This is a genomic window from Streptomyces sp. NPDC007905 (assembly GCF_042959345.1).
Classification (GTDB): Bacteria; Actinomycetota; Actinomycetes; order Streptomycetales; family Streptomycetaceae; genus Streptomyces.
Window position 1 is genome coordinate 206,755 of record NZ_JBIBKS010000006.1, and the last position, 15,770, is coordinate 222,524.

General features: G+C 72.7%; 14 protein-coding genes. 10 read left to right on the forward strand and 4 right to left on the reverse strand.

Going from position 1 to position 15,770, the window contains the following annotated elements; translation table 11 throughout:
* Window positions 1-147: 147 nt before the first annotated feature.
* On the reverse strand, window positions 148-615 hold the full coding sequence (locus tag ACFZDC_RS13240) for a DUF4259 domain-containing protein (RefSeq protein ID WP_391323178.1): 468 nt from the start codon (window positions 613-615) through the stop codon (window positions 148-150).
* A 150-nt stretch (window positions 616-765) separates the two neighbouring features.
* On the opposite strand from ACFZDC_RS13240, the gene lon reads away from it, so the two are divergent.
* The 5 genes from lon to ACFZDC_RS13265 all read left to right on the forward strand — a co-directional run bounded on the left by lon (window position 766) and on the right by ACFZDC_RS13265 (window position 6,169).
* Window positions 766-3,186, forward strand: a complete 2,421-nt coding sequence (gene lon, locus ACFZDC_RS13245) for an endopeptidase La (RefSeq protein ID WP_391323179.1) — start codon at window positions 766-768, stop codon at window positions 3,184-3,186.
* A gap of 167 nt (window positions 3,187-3,353) precedes the next feature.
* Entirely contained in the window at window positions 3,354-4,340 is a 987-nt protein-coding gene (locus tag ACFZDC_RS13250; RefSeq protein ID WP_391323180.1) for a protein kinase, read from the forward strand.
* 156 nt (window positions 4,341-4,496) lie between these two features.
* Entirely contained in the window at window positions 4,497-5,006 is a 510-nt protein-coding gene (locus tag ACFZDC_RS13255; protein ID WP_391323182.1) for a hypothetical protein, read from the forward strand.
* Window positions 5,007-5,078: 72 nt separating this feature from the next.
* Window positions 5,079-5,525 carry a hypothetical protein gene (locus ACFZDC_RS13260; protein WP_391323184.1) on the forward strand — a complete coding sequence of 149 codons (447 nt, stop codon included), beginning with the start codon at window positions 5,079-5,081 and terminating at the stop codon, window positions 5,523-5,525.
* 47 nt (window positions 5,526-5,572) lie between these two features.
* On the forward strand, window positions 5,573-6,169 hold the full coding sequence (locus tag ACFZDC_RS13265; protein ID WP_391323185.1) for a hypothetical protein: 597 nt from the start codon (window positions 5,573-5,575) through the stop codon (window positions 6,167-6,169).
* A gap of 77 nt (window positions 6,170-6,246) precedes the next feature.
* Here the strand turns inward: ACFZDC_RS13265 and ACFZDC_RS13270 are convergent, their stop codons facing one another.
* Both ACFZDC_RS13270 and ACFZDC_RS13275 read right to left on the reverse strand, forming a co-directional pair.
* Window positions 6,247-8,604: a SpoIIE family protein phosphatase gene (locus ACFZDC_RS13270; RefSeq protein WP_391323187.1), complete on the reverse strand. Its 2,358-nt coding sequence runs from the start codon at window positions 8,602-8,604 to the stop codon at window positions 6,247-6,249.
* Between the two features lie 152 nt (window positions 8,605-8,756).
* A complete protein-coding gene (locus ACFZDC_RS13275) occupies window positions 8,757-9,581 on the reverse strand; it encodes a GH25 family lysozyme (RefSeq protein WP_391323188.1) in 825 nt (274 codons plus the stop codon).
* 228 nt (window positions 9,582-9,809) lie between these two features.
* Between ACFZDC_RS13275 and ACFZDC_RS13280 the strand changes: the two genes are divergently transcribed.
* Window positions 9,810-10,301 carry a MarR family transcriptional regulator gene (locus tag ACFZDC_RS13280; protein WP_391323190.1) on the forward strand — a complete coding sequence of 164 codons (492 nt, stop codon included), beginning with the start codon at window positions 9,810-9,812 and terminating at the stop codon, window positions 10,299-10,301.
* 9 nt (window positions 10,302-10,310) lie between these two features.
* Here ACFZDC_RS13280 and ACFZDC_RS13285 read toward each other — a convergent pair whose 3' ends face one another.
* Entirely contained in the window at window positions 10,311-11,099 is a 789-nt protein-coding gene (locus tag ACFZDC_RS13285; protein WP_391323192.1) for a protein phosphatase 2C domain-containing protein, read from the reverse strand.
* A gap of 422 nt (window positions 11,100-11,521) precedes the next feature.
* On the opposite strand from ACFZDC_RS13285, the gene ACFZDC_RS13290 reads away from it, so the two are divergent.
* Genes ACFZDC_RS13290 through ACFZDC_RS13305 form a run of 4 tightly spaced genes read left to right on the forward strand, consistent with a single transcriptional unit; the run spans window position 11,522 to window position 15,765 of the window.
* Entirely contained in the window at window positions 11,522-14,218 is a 2,697-nt protein-coding gene (locus tag ACFZDC_RS13290) for a nitrate- and nitrite sensing domain-containing protein (RefSeq protein WP_391323194.1), read from the forward strand.
* Complete coding sequence (locus ACFZDC_RS13295) at window positions 14,215-14,712, forward strand: roadblock/LC7 domain-containing protein (RefSeq protein ID WP_391323196.1); 498 nt, start codon at window positions 14,215-14,217, stop codon at window positions 14,710-14,712. Before ACFZDC_RS13290 ends, ACFZDC_RS13295 begins: the two co-directional genes overlap by 4 nt.
* A complete protein-coding gene (locus tag ACFZDC_RS13300; RefSeq protein WP_391323198.1) occupies window positions 14,709-15,137 on the forward strand; it encodes a DUF742 domain-containing protein in 429 nt (142 codons plus the stop codon). The genes ACFZDC_RS13295 and ACFZDC_RS13300 overlap by 4 nt, the downstream gene beginning before the upstream one ends.
* The gene (locus ACFZDC_RS13305) at window positions 15,118-15,765 is read left to right on the forward strand and encodes an ATP/GTP-binding protein (RefSeq protein WP_391323200.1); all 648 of its coding nucleotides are present in this window, start codon (window positions 15,118-15,120) and stop codon (window positions 15,763-15,765) included. Before ACFZDC_RS13300 ends, ACFZDC_RS13305 begins: the two co-directional genes overlap by 20 nt.
* Window positions 15,766-15,770 lie beyond the last annotated feature (5 nt).

The window sequence follows — 15,770 nt, forward strand, 5'->3', positions numbered from 1 at the left end:
GACGGGGTCACGGCCGGGGGGCGGGGGAGGTCCTCACGGCGTCGGACTTCGAGTCGTTCCGGATGCCGGGAGTCCTCGGCCCGCAGATCCCGGCACCGGCGAACACGGCCCCGCACCTGCGCCTTCCGGCCTTTCCGGGCCGCCCGGTCAGCACAGGCCGAGCTGCTCCCCTGGCGGGCCCTGCAGCAGCGTCCCGCGCATCCGCGCGATGCCCGCGCGCCACGGCCCGCCCCCGGGTCCCTCCCAGAGCTCCCGCAGTTCGGAAGGCTCGGACATCACCCGGTCCAGCGCCTGCAGTGCGAGCGGGGGCAGGGCCGTGAGGCCGGGCAGAGGCTGCTCGGGCCCGTAGTGCGGGTGGGCGGCTTCACCGCCAGGGCACTGCGCGGCGACCAGGGCGGCCCTCGCGACGGCCTCCTCGGCGTCCGGTGCTTCCAGGTAGGTGTCGTCGCCGTCGGCGGAGTCGATGACGCGCACGAGCGCGTCCCGCACGGTCGCTTCCCGCTCGTCCGCCGCCGCGTCGTCCAGGTCGTCGCACCAGTCGGCGGCCGTGTCGTTGTCGAAGGCGCCCGTGGCCCAGGTGCCATGCCCGTCTCCGTTCGTCCCGGTCGTGCGCACATCCTGACGCCCCCCTCCGACAACGCCTCCGGCCTGCCGGAACAGCGGAGTCACCCGCTGATCGCTCACGGCGAACGCCGCACGGGGAACATTCGCGGAGCGCCGTGCATTGAGTCGGCATAGCTCAAGTTGACTGCCGAAGGGGAGATCATGGCTGCTGAGTCCACGGCGTTCACGCTCGTGCTGCCCGTGCTGCCGCTCGACGACGAGGTCGTGCTGCCCGGGATGGTGGTTCCGCTGGATCTGAGCGACGCCGAGGTGCGGGCCGCTGTGGAGGCCGCGCAGGCCGCCGCCCGGTCGGAACCCGGGAAGCCCAAGGTTCTGCTGGTGCCACGCATTGACGGCACGTACGCCAAGACCGGTGTGCTGGGCACGGTGGAGCAGGTCGGTCGGCTGGCCGACGGCGACCCGGGGGCCCTGATCCGTGGCCGTGGCCGGGTGCGGATCGGCGCCGGTACGACGGGTCCGGGCGCCGCGCTGTGGGTCGAGGGCGCGCGCCTCGACGAGAGCGTGCCCGATCCGCTGCCGGGCCAGGTGGCGGACCTCGTCAAGGAGTACAAGGCCCTCGCCACCAGCTGGCTGAAGAAGCGCGGCGCCTGGCAGGTCGTGGACCGTGTCCAGGCCATCGACGACGTCTCCGCGCTCGCCGACAACTCCGGGTACTCGCCGTTCCTGACCATCGAGCAGAAGGTCGAACTGCTCGACACCGCCGACCCGGTGGCTCGCCTCAAGCTCGCCACCCAGCAACTGCGCGACCACCTCGCCGAGCAGGACGTCGCCGAGACCATCGCCAAGGACGTCCAGGAGGGCGTCGACAAGCAGCAGCGCGAGTTCCTGCTGAGGCGTCAGCTGGAGGCCGTCCGCAAGGAACTGCGCGAGCTGAACGGCGAACAGGACGGCGAGGAGTCCGACGACTACCGCGCCCGCGTCGAGGCCGCCGACCTGCCGGAGAAGGTCCGCGAGGCGGCCCTGAAGGAGGTCGACAAGCTGGAGCGCGCCTCCGACCAGTCGCCGGAAGGCTCCTGGATCCGCACCTGGCTGGACACCGTCCTGGAGATGCCGTGGAACGAGCGCACCGAGGATGCCTACGACATCCAGGGCGCCAAGGCGATCCTGGACGCCGAGCACGCGGGCCTGGAGGACGTGAAGGAGCGCATCACCGAGTACCTGGCGGTGCGCAAGCGGCGCGGTGAGCGCGGCCTCGGCGTCATCGGCGGGCGGCGCGGTGGTGCCGTGCTCGCGCTCGTCGGCCCGCCCGGCGTCGGCAAGACCAGCCTCGGTGAGTCCGTCGCGCACGCCATGGGACGGAAGTTCGTGCGGGTGGCCCTCGGTGGCGTCCGGGACGAGGCGGAGATCCGTGGTCACCGGCGCACGTACGTCGGCGCGCTGCCCGGCCGTGTCGTCCGCGCCATCAAGGAGGCCGGGTCCATGAACCCGGTGGTTCTGCTGGACGAGATCGACAAGGTGGGGTCCGACTTCCGCGGCGACCCGGCGGCGGCTCTGCTGGAGGTGCTGGACCCGGCGCAGAACCACACCTTCCGGGACCACTACCTGGAGGTCGAACTGGACCTGTCCGACGTGGTCTTCCTCGCCACCGCGAACGTGCTGGAGGCCATCCCGGAGGCGCTCGCCGACCGCATGGAGATCGTCCGCCTGGACGGCTACACCGAGGACGAGAAGGTTGTCATCGCCCGTGACCACCTGCTCCCGCGCCAGCTTGAGCGGGCCGGCCTGGGCGAGGACGAGGTCACGATCGACGAGGGCGCGCTGCGCAAGCTGGCCGGCGAGTACACCCGCGAGGCGGGCGTGCGGACCCTGGAGCGGTCCCTCGCGCGGCTGCTGCGCAAGGTCGCGGCCCAGCACGAACTCGGCGAGCGGGAACTGCCGTTCACCGTCCGGGACGAGGACCTGCGGGGCCTGATCGGGCGTCCGCACCACGTGCCCGAGTCCGCCCAGGACCCGGCCGAGCGCCGGACGTCCGTCCCGGGCGTGGCGACCGGCCTCGCGGTCACCGGAGCCGGCGGTGACGTCCTCTTCGTCGAGGCGTCCCTGGCCGACCCGGAGACGGGTGCGGCCGGCCTGACCCTGACCGGTCAGCTGGGCGACGTGATGAAGGAGTCGGCGCAGATCGCGCTGAGCTTCCTGCGCAGCCATGGCGCCGAACTGGAGCTGCCGGTGGCCGATCTGAAGGACCGGGGCGTGCACATCCACTTCCCGGCGGGCGCGGTCCCGAAGGACGGGCCGAGCGCGGGCATCACGATGACCACCGCCCTCGCCTCCCTGCTCTCCGGGCGGCTGGTCCGCACGGACGTGGCGATGACCGGCGAGGTCTCGCTGACCGGCCGGGTGCTGCCCATCGGCGGTGTGAAGCAGAAGCTGCTCGCCGCCCACCGCGCCGGGGTGACCACCGTGATCATCCCCCGGCGCAACGAACCCGACCTGGACGACGTCCCGGCCGAGGTGCTGGACAAGCTCGACGTCCACACCGTGACGGACGTCCGCCAGGTCCTGGAGCTGGCGCTCGCGCCCGCCACGAACGGCGCGGCGCCGGAGGTTCCGGTCGCGGCGTGACGACGTAGTCCCTCAGCGTCCCTCTGCGGGCTCCGCCCGCGAGGGCCGGATGCAAGGCAGCAAGAGGCAAGGCCCGGATCTTGTACGGGAGGCCCGGGCCTTCGCCGTGCCCTGAGCGGGCGCGCCTGAACGCGCGTGCACGTGGATCACATCGATAGAATTCAGGCGTGAGTGGGCAGGTGGTGCAACCCTCCGGCCCGATCGGGACGGAGATCGCCGGCTACCGGGTGGAGCGCGAGCTGGGCCGCGGCGGCATGGCTGTCGTCTACTGCGCCAAGGACCTGCGTCTCGGCCGCACGGTCGCCCTCAAACTGCTCGCCCCCGAGTACACCCGCAACGACGCCTTCCGCCGCCGCTTCACCCAGGAGTCACGGGTGGCCGCCGCCATCGAGCACCCCCACATCGTCCCCGTCTTCGAGGCCGGCGAGACCGACGGGATCCTGTACATCGCGATGTGCTACGTCCATGGGCTGGACCTGCGCGCCGTACTCGACCGCGACGGCCCGCTCCCCGTGCCGGCCGCGCTGCGCATCGCCGCCCAGCTGGCGTCCGCGCTCGACGCGGCCCACGAGCGCGACCTGGTGCACCGGGACGTCAAGCCCGGCAACATCCTCGTGGCCAAGGGCGTCGACAGCGACCACCCCGAGCACGTCTACCTCACCGACTTCGGGCTGGCGAAGAAGTCCCTGTCGCTCACCGGGTTCACCACCGCGGGCGAGTTCGTCGGCACCCTCGACTACGTGGCGCCGGAGAGGGTCGCGGGCCGCCCGGTGGACGGCCGGTCCGACCTCTACAGCCTCGCCTGTGTCGTCTACGAGACCCTCGCGGGCGCCCCGCCCTTCCGGCGGGAGGACGACCTCGAACTGCTGTGGGCGCACCAGTACGACCCGCCGCCCCTGCTGAGCGAGGAACGGTCCGGCATCCCCACGGCCGCCGACGACGTCCTGAGGAAGGCACTGGCCAAGGCCCCGGACGACCGCTACGGCTCCTGCCTGGAGTTCGTCGCGGCCCTGCGCGCCGCCATGGTCGGCGCCGGCTTGCGGGGCCGTACGCCGACGCTGGTGGACTCCCGCGTGGCGCGTGCCCTCCCCGCCGTCGGCCCGGTGCCCGAGCCGCCCGCCTGGGCCGCCCCGGTCCTCGGGGGACCGGCGTAACACCGGCCGCCCCGCGTAATAGCGGCCGCTCTTCTCCTCGTCAAGTCCCGAGTCCTCGGAACGTGACCGCGCTTTCGCGTTCCGGCCTACTTGAAGCACGGGCCGCACCGGAGACACCGGAAAACGAAAAGGCCCCACATCGAGTAGGAGAAAGTCATGAAGCGCATCGCTGACAAGAACACCGACAAGAACACCGACAAGAACGAGGAGATCCGTACCAAGCGCGGTTTCCGTCTCTCGACGCTCGTCGCCTCGGCCCTGGTCGTGGCCGGCGGGGTCGTCCTCCCGGCCACGGCGGCCACGGCGGCCACGATGCCGGACGCGCCGGCCGTGACACTGGTGGCCGCGCACACCAAGCACGACCACCACGACCACCACGACAAGAACCACAAGCACCACAAGGAGGACGACAAGAAGAAGGACCACAAGGGCACGGGCGGCAACGGCGGCGACGGCGGTACCGGCGGGGTTCTCGGCGGTGACGGTGGCAACGGCGGCAAGGGCGGTACCACGGGCGGCGACGGCGGCAACGGGGGCACCGGTGGCCTCCAGGGCGGTGACGGCGGCAACGGCGGCACCGGCGGGACCCAGGGCGGCGACGGCGGTACCGGTGGAGCCGGCGGGGTCGTAGGCGGCAACGGCGGCAACGGCGGCGACGCGGCCTGACCCACAGGAGGCGGGGGTGAGGGCCCGCACGGTCCTCACCCCCGCCGCTCCGCCCCACTCGGAAGGAACCTCATGACCAGGAAACCGCGCGGACGCGCGATCGCGCTCGCAGCGGCCGCCGTGGCCGTCGTGGCGGGCACCGGAGGCGCCGCACGGGCACTGCCGGGCCACCAGCCCCTCGTCACCGGCACCGCTCACACCCCCGCGGGTTCCGCCGGGTGCGGCTCGGGCGGAGCCGGCGGCAGAGGAGGGGACAGCGGTGAGGGCGGCCGCCCCGGCCAGGCCGGCGAGCCCGGCAAGCCCGGTACCCACGAGTGCACCCGCTCCAGCGACCTGCCGGACAAGCCGAAGGAGAAGCTCACCGTGGCGGACAAGGTCCGGGTGGTGCTGGTCCTCACGAACGGCGGCGCGACCGAGGCGCAGATCGCCAAGAAATACATGATGCCGAAGCACGAGGTCGAGGTCTGGAAACGGGCTTATCTCAAGGGCGACTGGTCCGTGCTGCTGGGCACCACCTGAATTCCGGCTCACCGAACCCCGACCGCTTCGAAAAGGAAAGAATTCCCATGAACGACAACGCCCGCACGAACACTCTGGCCGCGGCCGCCGTCTCCGTCCTCCTCACCGTCGGCGGCGTCCTCCTCCCCGCGGGCGCGGTCTTCGCGGCACCGGCGATCCAGGGCCAGGTCCAGGCGCACGACACCGGCAAGGACAAGCATCACGACAAGCACGACAAGCACGACGACCACAAGAAGCACGGAGACCATGACAAGCACGGCGACAAGGGCCGGGACGGCCACGGTGACGACGACTCCTGCCGGCGCGGCGACGGCGGCGACGGCGGCAACGGCGGCGATGGAACGGGCACCACCCCGGTCTGCACGGCGCCGGGCCAGAGCGGCACCGGCGGGGCGGGCGGGCGCGGCGGCCGGGGCAAGTGCGGTGGCCGGGACGGCGGCGCTGGGCGCAACGGGAGCGGCAGCGGCGGCGGCAAGGCCCCCTGCCCCGAGCCGACGCCCTCGAACCCGGACTCCCCCGACGGCCCGGCCGGTACGGGCCACGGCGACTCCTCCGCCCCGGACCGGCCCGCGCCTGCGGACAACGCGGGATCCCACTCGGACGCGCCCGCCCAGGACGGCTCCGGAGATGTGGTCGTCAACTGAACGACGCACAGCCGCACACCGGCCCCTGACCCCACCAGACCCCTGCCCCGCCGGCCCCCGGCGGGGCAGGGGCCGTGTCAGCCTGCGGTCAGCGACTGCTCCGCCCACACGGTCTTGCCGATCCGGTCGTGCCGGGTGCCCCAGCGTTCGGCGAGCTGGGCGACCATCAGCAGGCCCCGGCCCCCTTCGTCGTAGATCCGGGCGCGCCGCATGTGCGGGGTGGTGCCGCTGGAGTCGTAGACCTCGCAGATCAGCTTCGAGTCCTGGTGGATGAGCCGGAGCCGGATGGGCGGCCGGCCGTAGCGGATGGCGTTGGTGACCAGCTCGCTGACCACCAGCTCGGTGGTGAAGACGGCCTCCTCCAGGCCCCATGTGCTCAGCTGGTCGCTCGTGTGCTTGCGGGCCCGGGCCACCACGGTGGGTTCGCTGTCCAGCTGCCAGGCGGCGACCCGGTCGGCGTGCAGTGCCCGGGTACGGGCCACCAGCAGGGCGATGTCGTCCTCGGGGCGGTGGCTCAGCAGCTCGGTGAGCACCCGGTCGCAGAGCGAGTCCAGGGTCGGCGCGGGGCGGCCGAGCGCGGCGAACATCTTGTCCAGCGCCTCGTCGATGTCGTGGTCGCGGGCTTCGAGCAGGCCGTCGGTGTAGAGGGCGAGCAGGCTGCCCTCGGGCAGCTCGGTCTCGAAGGCCTCGAAGGGCAGTCCGCCAAGTCCCAGCGGCGGGCCGGCGGGCACGTCCAGAAAGCGGACGGCGCCGTCCGGGGTGACCACGGCGGGCGGCGGATGCCCGGCCCGGGCGAGCGAGCAGTGGCGCGAGACCGGGTCGTAGACCGTGTACAGGCAGGTGGTGCCGATGCCCCCGGCGGTCTCGGCGGCCGGGTCAAAACTGCCCTCGTCCGCCGCCAGGCGCAGGACGAGGTCGTCGAGGTGGGTGAGCAGCTCGTCGGCGGGCAGGTCGACGTCGGCCAGGGTGCGCACGGCGGTGCGCAGCCTGCCCATGGTGGCGGAGGCGCGGATGCCGTGGCCGACGACGTCGCCGACGACGAGGGCGACCCGTGCCCCGGACAGCGGGATCACGTCGAACCAGTCGCCGCCCACGCCGGCCCGGGTGGCCGCGGGCAGATAGCGGGTGGCGATCTCCAGTGCCGCCTGGTCGGGCAGTGTGTGCGGGAGCAGGCTGCGCTGCAGGGCCATGGTGGTGGTGCGCGCCCGGGAGTACCGGCGGGCGCTGTGCAGGCCGGTGGCCGCCTTGGCCGTGAGGTCCTCGGCGAGCCGCAGGTCCTCCGGACCGAACGGCTCCGGGCGCCGGTGGCGGCCGAAGAGGGCCACCCCGAGCGTGCTGCCCTCGGCGCGCACCGGCACCACCATCAGCGAGTGGGCACCGTACGCGTGCAGCCAGGCGGCCGCCGGGTCCACGGCCGCCCACCCCGCGACCACCGGGTCCGAGGTGTCGTAGAGGACCGATTGGCCGGAGACCAGGCAGTCCGCCGGGGGCGAGCCCGGTTCGTAGGAGGTCGCCTCGCCCACCCGGGCCCCGGGTGCGGGCCCGTCGCCGTCCCGGACGGCCCGTACCGCGGCGCGGCGCAGGACCAGTGGGCCGGCCGACGCGTCGGGCTCGGCCGGGGTCCGTGGGGAGTCGAGCAGGTCCACGGCGACGAAGTCCGCGAGCCGCGGGACCGAGGCGTCGGCGAGCTCCTGTGCGGTGCGCCCGAGCTCGGAGGCCGTACCGGTCGGCGAGCCGGTCTCGTCCGGCATGTCCCGCGGGGCGGCGGAGTCCGGGGCGCGCCGGTGCGTCGCGAGGCAGACGGCGCGCACCCTGCCGGTCCCGTCCTTGAGCGGGGTGAGGACGGTGGGCGGGCCGAGGTCCGGACCGACACCGGTCCGCATCTCCCGCGGCTCGCCGGTCTCCAGCACCTGACGCATCGTGCGGTCGGTCTCGTCGCTCGCGGGACCGGGCGCGATGTGGCTCAGGTTCAGCCCGCGCATCGCCGCCTCGGGCAGGGAGAGGGCGCGTTCCAGGCGGCGGTTGGCGCGCATCAGGCGCAGTTCGGTGTCGAAGATCGCCAGCGGGAACGGTGACTGGATGAAGGTCCACTCCTCCAGCGGTTCGACCCGGGGCGGCTGCGGACGGTCCCCCACGGCGGTCACCACGAGCCAGTCGGTCGTCCCGGTGCCCGACCTGCGGCGGTGGGCGAGCAGCCCCTGCTCCAGGCGACGGCCGTCCCGGTGGCGCAGGAGCACGGTGCCGTTCCACCGGTCGCGCCCGGCCAGGGCCCGCCGGGCCGCCCCGCCCTCGGCGGCGAGCAGTGCGGTGGCGGGCCGTCCGACGACCGCCGAGGACTCGTAGCCGAGCAGCCGCCGGGCGCCCTCGCTCCAGCCGGTCAGGATGCCCTGCTCATCGATGGTGGCCGTGGCCGTGTACGTCGACTGTCGCTCCATCGCCGCTCATCTCGCCCTTGCTCGGCAGGCTCTCCTGACCAGCATGATCCCGGCCGGCGCGGAGCACCAACGCAGCGAAAGCGGCGGCCGCCCACAGAGGACGGCCGCCGCACGGGCCCGGCAGGAGCCAACCTTCGGCCGGCACCCCGGAGCTATCCGTTGGCCAGCGCCTGCACCCGGTCCAGGGCGCCGTTGAACTTGTCGTGGTCGCCGACGGTCGGGCCCGACGAGGTGTACTGCCACATCGTGTAGTACGACCATCCCGCCGGCAGGGGCCCGGGGTCCGAGGCGTAGCGGGCGATCCACAGCGGGTTGTTCGCGGCGAAGCCGCCGTAGTTGCCGGTGCACTGGGTCCACCAGCTGGTCGCGGTGTAGATCACCGCGTCCCGGCCCGTGCGCGCCTTGTAGGTGTTCAGGAAGTCGGCGATCCAGCCGGCCATCGCACTGGCCGACTTGCCGTAGCAGGCGGCGCCGTACGGGTTCCACTCGATGTCGAGCGCCCCCGGCAGCGTCCTGCCGTCCCGGGACCAGCCGCCGCCGTGGTCCACGAAGTAGTTGGCCTGGGTGGCGCCGCTCGTGGTGTCCGGCGTCGCGAAGTGGTACGAGCCGCGGATCATGCCGACGTTGTACGAGCCGTTGTACTGCTGGGCGAAGTACGGGTTCGTGTAGTACGTGCCCTCCGTGGCCTTCGTGTAGGCCCAGCGGACGCCGCTGCCCCACAGGGTGCTCCAGGCGACGTTGCCCTGGTAGCCGGCGACGTCGACGCCCTCGGTCTGGGTGGCGTCACCGGTACTGGGGGTGCCGTGCTGTCCGTCGTGGGCGAGGACTCCCATGCCCATGTAGGCCGAACCCCGGCTGGGCGCGGTCGCGGCCCGGGCGGTGGTGAGGGGCAGGGGGAGGGCGAGCGCCGCCAGCAGGGCCGTGAGCAGGACGGCGAGGGGACGCGGGCGGAGGGAACCGGGTCTGTGCACGGGCATGACGCGCCTCCGGAGAGGTGAGGTGGGGGGGTGGTGAAGTGACCGCTGATGCACTGGCGTGGGCATGCCATTGATTGCCTGATAAAGAAGCTACGCACGTAGATGACGGCGTGGGAAGGGGCCCGGAGGCTGCCGTTGGTCTACGCCTGCGAAATACTTACGGAGCTGCGGCAATGGCGGCGTTTGACAGAAACTTTCAGGACCGTGAAACCGATCAGGGGTGCTGACGTGCACGAGGACGCAAACGGCGACGCAGCACGCCTCGCCGGCCAGGCGACGCCCAGTGGTGCAGACCAGGAGTTCCTGGCGCTGGAGCGCGAGTTGACCGTGTTGCTCAGGCGTGCCCGGGCCAGCCAGGGCGAGATGGCCCGCGAGGTCCACCCCGACCTGGAGTCCGCCGCGTACGGCCTGCTCATCCGCCTCGACGAACTCGGCGCCCAGCGCGCCACCGAACTCGCCGCCTACGTCGGGGTCGGCAAGGCCACCATGTCCCGCCAGCTGCGGGCCCTGGAGGAGCTCGGCCTGATCGTCCGCGAGCCGGATCCCGCGGACGGGCGTGCGTGGCTGGTGACCCTGACCGACGAGGGGCGCGGGCGGGTCGGCACGGTCCGCGAGGCCCGCCGCGCCCGCTACGTCCGTCAGCTCGCCCACTGGGACCGCCGAGAGGTGGCCGAACTGGCCCGGCTGCTGAACCAGTTGAACGGCGTGATGGAGAGATAGCCTCCTGCGTCACAGCTCCACGAACACCACCGTCGCGTCGTCGTGCGTCTTGCTGCGGCCGAGGAACGCCCGCTCCTCCCGGTCCGCCGCCTCCAGCTTCCGCACCCGGTCGACCAGACTGCGGGCGCCCTCCTTGGCGACGAGGTCGAACAGGGCCGTCCAGTCGCCCTCGTGGAACCTCTCCGTCCAGCGGGTCGCGCCGTCCGTCAGCGCGGCCAGGGAACGGATCTCGCGGCGCGGCAGGGTGCCGGTGACCGCGCGAGAGACGACCGAGGGGTCGGCGGCGGCCGTGAAGAAGCCGCCCTCCCTGTTGCGCAGGTGCGCGTCGATCAGCGCGTCGGTGGCCAGGGCCGAGCGGGGGAGCCGGGCGAGCCGGTCGTCCAGGACCGGGGTGACCGTGCCGTCGGGGGACCGCAGCAGCAGCACGGAGTCGGACAGGACCAGGTACTCGACGGTGTCGGCGGACCAGCGGGTCAGCACCACCGTCGCCTGGGGGGTTCGCGGGTGAGAAAGCTCACAGGTGCGCGCATGGGCCTCGGCGGTCCGGCCGATCGCCCGCGAGAGCACCTCCGGGAGCGTCAGATCTCGCCCTGAAACGGTCAGTTCGGTCAGCGCGCCACCGAGCCGCGATGTGAACCAGGGAACGGAATGCACACAGCCCGTACCGTCCCGCGGCGGTGTCACTCCGTCCAGCAAGATCACACAACCCCCCTGTCCGGAGGCGGGTAGTCCGACACCGGCGAAGTCCTCGTTGGGTCGGTTCGGGTCGCCGGGTTCCGAAACGAGATCGGTTCGCATTCGGCCAGTCTGCACGAGCCCTTCACAGGCTTCGCCAAAGGCTGCCTTCCGACGCCGAATTGGCACGGCCCCGCAGGTCAGCCGCCTGGTTTGGGGGTAAATGGCGCACTCCGGGAAGGCGTGGCGGCGAATACTGCCAAAGCCTGCCGCGCGCGTCCAACCGGCCCGCCGCACAGGGGCCCCGCACACGCCAGGGGAACTTGCCCGCCAACTCCCCTCCGATGTTCACTCCTTCGAGTGGCCGGTCAGGTGATGCGCGACCACTGCCCACCGGCGCTGGGAGGGTCGGGGACCGTACGAACCGGGTGTATGCGCCAGACGCCGCGGGGCCCGTCCTCCGGGCGGGCGACGGGAGTTTGACGACAGGACCCACGGGGTGCCACCCGGGCCCTTGGGTAGACGAGCCAGGATTGCGAGCACCGGTGCAGATGAAGCGGCCTCGGCGCACAGGCAGGCAGACGGCCCCCGAGGGGGTCGACCAGCAGACCCCCGTGGGCACCGGCCGCCCCACTCATGTGCGCACCCGGCTGATCGTGGCCGTGGCCGTGGTGGCCGCCGCCATCGCCGGAGCGGGGGCACCGTCGCTGCTCACCGCCTCCCAGGACCTCGGCGACTCCCAGGACCTGGTGACGCTGGCCGGCCGCACGCAGGACGCCCTCGCCCTCGCCCACTCGCTCGCCGACGAACGCGACGAGGTCAGCTCCTACATCGCGGCCGGCCGCCCCAAGGCCAAGGCGCCCTCCGAGGACCGCAGCGCCCGCGTCGACCGCCAGGTCGAGGACCTGCGGGCCGACACCGACACCCCGGCCGGGCTGCGCGCCGACCTCGACGGCATCGCCGCCGTCCGCCGTGCCGCCCTCACCGGCAAGACGAACGCCCTGCAGACCCACCAGGCGTACTCGGCCACCATCACCGAACTGCACCGGCTCGCCGACGACCTGGCCGAACAGCTGCCCCCGCGGGCCGGCTCCGGCGTCCACTCCCTCGCCGAACTGGACTCCGCCGTCCAGCAGTCCACGGCCGCCCGCGGCCTGCTGCTCGCCGCGCTCAACATCCCGTCCACCCGGCAGACGGTGATCAACCCCACCACCGGTCTGGCCACCACGACCACCACCACGCCCGACGCGGATCGCAAACAGCGCGACGCGCTTACCGCCGCCGCCCAGCAGGCCCGCCTGCGCGCCGACGCGGCCCTCGCGGACTTCCGGGACACGGCCCCCAAGGCGGCCGTCGACGCGTACGACTCCACGGTCACCGGGCCGGAGGTCAACTCCGCGGAGAAGTACCTGGCCGCCCTCACCGACCAGCCGACCCTCAGTGACAGTGAGCTGACCACCAGCACCAAGAAGCTGGATGCGGCCCTGTCCGCCCGCGTCGACCTCATGCGGGGCGCGGAGTCGGCCCTCTACGACCACCGCACCAAGGAGCTCGCGCAGCTCCGGGACGACGACGTCACCGCCCTGGAGATCCGCATCGCCGTCCTCGGCACCCTCATGCTGGTCGCCGTCGGCGTCGCCACCGCCATGGCCCGCAGCCTCACCCGCCCGCTGTCGGTGCTGCGCCGCGGCTCGGCCCGGCTGGCCGGGGCCGAGGACCCGGCGGCCCAGGAGCCGATCACCTTCACCGGCCGCAACGACGAGTTCGCCCAGGTCGTCCGCTCGGTCAACGCCCTGCACGCGCACGCGGTCGCCCTGCACGACCGCGTGGGCACCCTGGAGACCGACCGCAAGCACCTGGTCGGCCAGCGGCAGAGCATGGCCGACGCCCGCGAGGACCTGCGTGCCGAACTCGCCGAGTCCGCGGCCCAGCTGGAGCGGCTGCGCACCAGCATCGGCGGCACGTTCGTCAACCTCGCCCTGCGCACCCTCGGCCTGGTCGAACGGCAGCTGGCGGTCATCGAGGGCCTGGAGGAGCGCGAGCAGGACCCCGACCGGCTCGCCACGCTCTTCAAACTCGACCACTTCGCCACGGTCATGCGCCGGCACAGCGAGAACCTCCTCGTCCTCGCCGGTACCGAGCACGTCCAGCAGCACCACGGCCCGGTCCCGCTCGTCGACGTGGTCCGCGCGGCGGTCAGCGAGATCGAACGCTACGAGCGCGTCCGCATCGCCGCCCTGCCCCCGCACGCCCATGTGGCGGGCTTCGCCGCCGACGACCTCTCCCACCTGCTCGCCGAACTCATGGAGAACGCCACCACGTTCTCCCCGCCGGACCTCCCCGTCGAGGTCTCCGGCTGGCTGCTGGAGTCCGGCGAGGTCATGCTGTCCGTCCAGGACGAGGGCATCGGCGTGGCGGGCGACCGCCTCGACCGCCTCAACTCCCGCCTCGCCGACTTCGACGCCGAATCGCCGTACGACCAGGAGGGCGAGGACGGCCTCGGCCTCGGCCTGTACGTCGTGGCCCGCCTCGCCCAACGCCACGGCGTCCGCGTCCAGCTGCGCGAGCAGAAGCAGGGCGGGGTGGCGGCGGTCGTCGTCCTGCCCCAGCCCCTCCTCGCCGGGGCCCCCGCGGTGGCGGCGCCGCCCCCGGCCACGCGTTCGGACACCACCCAGACCTTCTCCCTGCCCGGCGCCGACGCCGAGGTCAACTCCAACGTCCTGCACGCCCGCACGAAGGACGCGGATCCGCTGGTGGCCCTGGCGGAGAAGGCGGTACGGGACACCTCCGCTGCTCCGGCGCGGGAGGAGCCGGCGGGTGCGGAGTCTGCGGCTGTGGAGCCGCCTGTGGAGACCACGATGGAGCTGCTGCTCCCGGAACTCGCGGCCGCCGACGGCGAGGACACCCCACAGGGACCACCCGCAGCCGACGACGAGAGCGGTACGGAGGGCGCCGGGGGGAGCCGGCCCGGCGAGGGCGAGGCCGAGGCGACCCACGACCGAGCGGCGGACGAGACGGAGGACCAGCTCACCAGCAAAGGCCTCCCCAAGCGCACACCCAAGATCACCGCACCGGCGGCACCGCCCCGCCAGCGCAGCGCGAGCGTGGACGCCGAAGCCCTCCGCCGCAGGCTCGGCGGCTTCCGCCAGGGAGCGCAGGCCGGCTATCGCGAGGTGGCGGCAGAGATCGCGGAAAATACCGAAGAAGCCACGGGGGGCACAGTCGAGGAGGCAAGCAGTTGACCGCGCCCAGTACCTTCGGACTGAGCAGTGAGGCCCGCAACCTGCACTGGCTGCTGACCAACCTGGTCGAGGAGGTCCCCGGCATCCAGTCCGTCGCCGTGGTCTCCTCGGACGGCCTGCTGCTCCTGTCGTCCGACCCCGGCCACACCGAGCAGTCCCGCCGTGCCCGCCCGGCGAAAGGCCCCCGTGGCTCCTCCGCCGACCTCGCCACCATCGTCTCCGGTATCGGCAGCCTCACCCTCGGCGCCGCCAAGCTGATGGAGTTCGGCGGGGTCAGGCACACGATGGTCGCGATGGACGAGGGCAGTCTGTTCGTGATGTCGATCAGCGACGGCTCGCTGCTGGGCGTGCACGGCTCCGCGGAGTGCGACATGAGCGTGGTGGCGTACCACATGGCGCTCTTCGTCGGCCGCGCCGGCCACGTCCTGACCCCCGAACTCCGCAGCGAGTTGCGCAAGTCCCTGGAAAGCGAGTCGACGGGGAGCGCCCGATGAGCGGCACAGCGAAGAAACTTCCCGTGCGCGGCGGCGAGCGCAAACCCGCCCGCGTCCGCCCCTACTCGCTCACCGGCGGCCGTACCCGCTTCGGCCACGTCCTCCTCGTGGAGACGTTCGTGGGGAGCACGGCCGGCACGGCGGCCCTGGAAGCCGCCGAGGGGCGCAAGGAACTGACGAACGGTTCGCTCACCAGCCGGGTGATGCCGGAGATGCGGGCCATCGTCGAACTGTGCCGCCGTATGCGCACGGTGGCCGAGATCGCCGCGCTGCTGAAGATGCCGCTCGGCGTGGTCCGCGTCCTGCTCAGCGACCTCGCGGACCAGGGAAAGATCCGTGTGTACGGCACCGGAACCGGTCACGGCACCGGCCGCCCGGACCGCGCTCTGCTGGAAAGGGTGCTGAGTGGACTCCGCCGTCTCTGACGCCACCGGCGTCGCCCCCCTCGTCGCCGGCTTCAGCGAGCCCGACGAGGACCTGAAAGCCTGGCAGAAGGACCGTACCCAAGCCCCCATCGCCACGAAGATCGTGGTAGCCGGCGGTTTCGGCGTCGGCAAGACCACGCTGGTCACGGCCGTCTCGGAGATCACGCCCCTGCAGACCGAGGCGCTGATGACCGAGGCGAGCGAGGGCACCGACGACCTCTCCGCCACGCCCGGCAAGCTGACCACCACCGTGGCCATGGACTTCGGCCGCCTCACGCTCGACGACGACCTGGTGCTCTACCTGTTCGGCACGCCGGGCCAGCAGCGGTTCTGGTTCATGTGGGACGACCTGGTGCGCGGCGCGATCGGTGCCGTCGTGATGGCCGACACGCGCCGGCTGAAGGACTGTTTCCCCGCCCTGGACTACTTCGAGAGCTGCGGACTGCCGTACGTCGTCGCGGTCAACCACTTCGACGGCAGCGAGCTTTTCGAGCCGGAGGACGTGCGGGAGGCGCTGACGATCCCTGCCCACATCCCTGTCATGATCATGGACGCGCGGCGCCGGATCTCGGTCATCGAGACCCTCCTGGCCCTCGTCGGCCACGCGCTCGACGAAACCCCCGAGTAAGTCCC

What these genes read in the sequence shown, in the direction of transcription:
- lon (WP_391323179.1), top strand. Translation starts at nt 766, where the DNA reads ATGGCTGCTGAGTCCACGGCGTTCACGCTCGTGCTGCCCGTGCTGCCG.
- ACFZDC_RS13255 (WP_391323182.1), top strand. Translation starts at nt 4,497, where the DNA reads ATGAAGCGCATCGCTGACAAGAACACCGACAAGAACACCGACAAGAAC.
- ACFZDC_RS13260 (WP_391323184.1), top strand. Translation starts at nt 5,079, where the DNA reads ATGACCAGGAAACCGCGCGGACGCGCGATCGCGCTCGCAGCGGCCGCC.
- ACFZDC_RS13265 (WP_391323185.1), top strand. Translation starts at nt 5,573, where the DNA reads ATGAACGACAACGCCCGCACGAACACTCTGGCCGCGGCCGCCGTCTCC.
- ACFZDC_RS13270 (WP_391323187.1), bottom strand. Translation starts at nt 8,604, where the DNA reads ATGGAGCGACAGTCGACGTACACGGCCACGGCCACCATCGATGAGCAG.
- ACFZDC_RS13275 (WP_391323188.1), bottom strand. Translation starts at nt 9,581, where the DNA reads ATGCCCGTGCACAGACCCGGTTCCCTCCGCCCGCGTCCCCTCGCCGTC.
- ACFZDC_RS13285 (WP_391323192.1), bottom strand. Translation starts at nt 11,099, where the DNA reads ATGCGAACCGATCTCGTTTCGGAACCCGGCGACCCGAACCGACCCAAC.
- ACFZDC_RS13300 (WP_391323198.1), top strand. Translation starts at nt 14,709, where the DNA reads ATGAGCGGCACAGCGAAGAAACTTCCCGTGCGCGGCGGCGAGCGCAAA.